The sequence below is a fragment of the Luteimonas panaciterrae genome (genome assembly GCF_020511115.1).
Taxonomy (GTDB): Bacteria; Pseudomonadota; Gammaproteobacteria; order Xanthomonadales; family Xanthomonadaceae; genus Luteimonas; species Luteimonas panaciterrae.
Map to the genome: position 1 here is coordinate 1 of NZ_JAJAVH010000010.1, position 4,278 is coordinate 4,278.

General features: G+C 64.8%; 2 protein-coding genes. One reads left to right on the plus strand and one right to left on the minus strand.

What is annotated here, in order from left to right; genetic code table 11:
- A partial coding sequence (locus tag LG367_RS12750) for a hypothetical protein (RefSeq protein WP_226469645.1) occupies positions 1-351 on the minus strand: 351 nt, incomplete at its 3' end.
- A gap of 350 nt (positions 352-701) precedes the next feature.
- Here LG367_RS12750 and LG367_RS12755 point away from each other — a divergent pair.
- Positions 702-4,199: a hybrid sensor histidine kinase/response regulator gene (locus tag LG367_RS12755; RefSeq protein ID WP_226469646.1), complete on the plus strand. Its 3,498-nt coding sequence runs from the start codon at positions 702-704 to the stop codon at positions 4,197-4,199.
- Positions 4,200-4,278 lie beyond the last annotated feature (79 nt).

Below are 4,278 nucleotides of genomic sequence, written 5' to 3' on the forward strand. Positions count from 1 at the left end.
AGTAAATACCAGGTCATTTTCCGTGCTGCCAATCGCGGTCGGCCGCGCCAATGCCATGTTCGCGGCCGAACTGCCGCCGAACAGCGCACCGGACATCGCATCGAAGCTCGTGGCCTCGGCCGCGCGCTTCATGTTCATGAGATCGGCACCGGTGAAAGTGTCCATCATCTGCTCGGTCCATTCACCAGGCGACATGCCGAATTTCTTCTGGATCTGCGACCCCCATTTGCTGGAAATCTGCGCAGCATATTTCGCTCGCTGCGTATCTTCTGGAGAAATTTTCTTACCCGCAGCCAGTGCGGGACCTGTCATCAGACAAAGCAATGCCGCTACGACAATAAGCCGTTTCATAATCTCCCCCTGTGATGGGTTTGAGTTGGTGTGAGGGGTTTGCCGAGCCCGCCGGATATTTCTCCGAGTTTTTCTCCATCCATGCAGTCGACTATTAAATGGTTCATCTTCTTTCGAAGCGTGTTCCGTGATCCGAATCTAAATTCAAAATAACTGCTTCCGTATTTGCGACCGGTGTCAAAATTTATTTTTACAATCGTCAAATCCATCGATCTAAATCTTCGAAGTGCGTTTGTCCGCAACGGTGACGGCGAGGTGGCGGCCGCGTGAAGGGACATGGATTTGCGCGAACCTAAGGTGCCTTCGGGCGAAGGGCGTACACTCCGCCCGGTTTCCCGGGAGCCTCGCACTTGGTCCAAAACTGGGTCCTGACCCTCGTTTCGGTCGGCTACGCCGCCCTGCTGTTCGCGGTGGCCTGGTGGGGCGACCGGCATCCGCAGTATTCGCAGGGGCGCACCTGGCTGCGGCCGCTGGTCTACAGCCTGTCGCTGGCGGTGTACTGCTCGTCTTGGACCTTCTATGGCGCGGTCGGCACCGCCACGCGCACCGGCCTCGGCTACCTGCCGATCTATCTCGGCCCGCTGCTGATGCTGCTGTTCGGCTGGCGCATCCTGGAACGGCTGGCATTGATCGCGCAGTCGCAAAACACGGTGTCGATCGCCGATTTCATCGCCGCCCGCTACGGACGCGCGCAGCGCCTCGCGGCGATGGTGGCCCTGATCGCGCTGATTGCGGCCGTGCCCTACCTGGCCTTGCAGTACAAGGCGGTGGCGATCAGCCTGGCCGTGCTCGGCGGTTACGACGCGGCCACCTCCACGCTGGGCGATCCGGCGCTGTACGTGGCGGCGCTGATGGCCTTGTTCGCGATCCTGTACGGCACGCGCCAGGTCGATGCCAGCGAGCACCGGCCCGGCATGATGCTGGCGATCGCGCTGGAATCATTGGTCAAGCTGATCGCGTTGATCGCGGTGGGCATCTTCGCGGTCGGCTGGCTCGGCGCGCGCGACCTGCAGCCGGTCGAAGCCACGCGCGCACTGCTCGAGAACGCCAAGCCGGTCGGCTTCATCGGCCAGACCCTGCTGGCCTTCGCCGCGATCATCTGCCTGCCGCGGCAATTCCACGTCGCCGTGGTGGAATGCGTGAACGCAGCCGACATCCGCCGCGCGCGCTGGCTGTTCGGCACCTATCTCGTCCTGATCTCGCTGATGGTGCTGCCGATCGCCAGCGCCGGCATGCTGCTGATGAAGGACGGCGCGCACGTCGACGCCGACAGCATCGTGCTGGCGCTGCCGCTGTCCGAACATCGGCTGTGGCTGGCCCTGGCGGCCTACGTCGGCGGCTTTTCCGCCGCCACCGGCATGGTGATCGTGGCCAGCGTGGCGCTGGCGACCATGGTCAGCAACGATCTGGTGATGCCACCCCTGCTGCGTCGCGGCTGGGCGCAACGCCGCGGCGGCGACGTGGTGGCTATCGTGCTCTGGGTGCGGCGCGCGGCGATCGTCTTGTTCGCCGCGCTCGCCTACGGCTACTACCGTAGCAGCGGCAGCGACACCACGCTGGCGGCCTACGGCCTGATGGCGTTCGCGGCGGTGGCGCAGTTCGCGCCCGCGCTGATCGGCGGCCTGTATTGGCGCGGCGCCAGCCGTCAGGGCGTGGAAGCCGGATTGCTGCTCGGCTTCCTGATGTGGATCTACACCTTGCTGCTGCCGGCGCTCACCGAAGCCGGTTGGTTCGACCATGCCTGGATGGATCACGGGCCATTCGGCATCAGCTGGCTGCGGCCGCATCAGCTGTTCGGGCTGGTCGGTTGGGATCCGCTCACGCACGGCACCTTCTGGTCGCTACTGGTGAATGTCGGCGCCCTGCTGCTGGTGTCCGCGCGCTGGCGGCCGAGCTTCGAGGAGCGTTTGCGCAGCGCGCCCTTCCTAGATCCCTACGCCGCGCGGCAGACGCTGGTCTCCGGTGTCTCGCACAGCGGCGTGCAGGTCGGCGACCTGCTCACGCTGGCCGGACGCATCGTCGGCGAACGCACCGCGCAGCGCGCGTTCGCCGAACACGCGAAATCGCATGGCGGCGAACTGCAACCGCACACCGCCGCCACCCGCACCTGGGTGCAGTTCACCGAACGCCTCCTCGCCGCCGCGCTCGGCGCCTCCAGCGCACGCCTGGTGCTGACCAGCCTGCTGAAAGGCTCGGGCATGGACATGGCGGCGATGATGGCGCTGCTGGACGAAACCGGACAGGAACTGCGCTTCAATCGTCAATTGCTCGCCGCCACGTTCGAGAACATGGCGCAGGGCATCAGCGTGGTCGATCGCGACCTGCGCCTGGTGGCGTGGAACCGCCATTACCAAGAGATGTTCGACTATCCCGAGAGCATGCTTTACGTCGGACGCCCGATCGCCGACCTGATCCGCTACAACGTCGAGCGCGGCCTGCTCGGTGCCGATGCGCCGGTCGAGACCGAAGTGCGCAAGCGCCTCGACTACCTGCGCCGCGGCAGCCCGCACCTGTACGTGCGCGAACGCGGCGACGGCCGCGTGATCGAAAGCCGCGGCGAACCGCTGCCCGAAGGCGGCTACGTGATGACGTTCAACGACATCAGCGATCACAAGCGCGCCGAACGCGCCCTGCGCGAAGCCAACGAAACCCTGGAACAACGCGTGGCCGAACGCACTCGCGAAGCCGATGCCGCGCAACAATCGCGCACCCGCTTCTTCGCCGCGCTCAGCCACGACGTGCTGCAACCACTCAACGCCGCGCGACTGTTCACCTCGGCATTGCGCGAAAGCTCCGATGCCGGCGAACAGCAGCATTTCGCCGAACGCGTCGACACCTCGCTGCGCGCCGCCGAGGAACTGCTCGATGGCCTGCTCGACATCTCGCGCCTCGATGCCGGCGCCCTGCAACCGGCGCTCTCGGATTTCGATGCCGGCGACCTGCTGCGTCAACTGCTCGAACAATACGCCCCGATCGCCGCCAGCCGCGGCATCGACCTGCGCCTGCATCCCGCCTCCGGACATGCGCGCCCCGTGCGCAGCGACCGCCGCCTGCTGCGCCGCGTCCTGCAGAACTTCATCGCCAACGCCCTGCGCTACACCCGCGCCGGCCGCATCATCCTCGCCGCACGCGTGCGCGGCGACCACATCGAACTGCAAGTGTGGGATACGGGGCCGGGCATTCCCGAACATCATCTCCGCCAGATCTTCGAGGAATTCCGACGCTTCGAGCAGCCCACCGACTGGGGCGAGCAAGGACTGGGCTTGGGATTGTCGATCTGCCAACGCATCTCGCACATGCTCGACCATCGCCTCGACGTCCACTCGCGGCTTGGACGCGGCAGCATGTTCTCGATTCGCGTTCCGCGCGTGCTGCACGCGATCAGTATTTCCTCGCGCGACGACCTGTCCGCGGGACGGCACGATGCTTCCGGCTCAGGCCAAGGATCGGCGTTGCCGGATACGTTGGCGGGAATGCGCGTGCTGTGCCTGGACAACGATCCGGAAATCCTGGATGGCATGCGCGCCTTGCTCGGACGCTGGCAAGTGCAGGCAATCGGCGCCACCACCGTCGACGAAGCATTGGCCGCGCTCGATCCGGTACCTGATGTGTTGCTGGTGGATTACCACCTGCATGATCGCCTGCATGGGCTCGATGCGCTGGATCTTCTGCGCGAGTCCGCCGGGAATGCGATTCCTGGCGCGTTGTTGACGGCTGATGGGAGTGATGCCTTGAAGCAGGCGGCGCGGGTGCGGGGGTATCGGGTGTTGACCAAGCCGATCAAGCCGGCGTCGTTGCGGGCGTTTTTGGCGGCGCAGAGGCAACAGGTGGTTGCCTCTGCGCCTTAAAGTGAAAATCAAAGGCGTTTCGTCCGCTTCGCGACCGAGTTCATTTCTTTTGGTAAGCGCCAAAAGAAACGAACCAAAG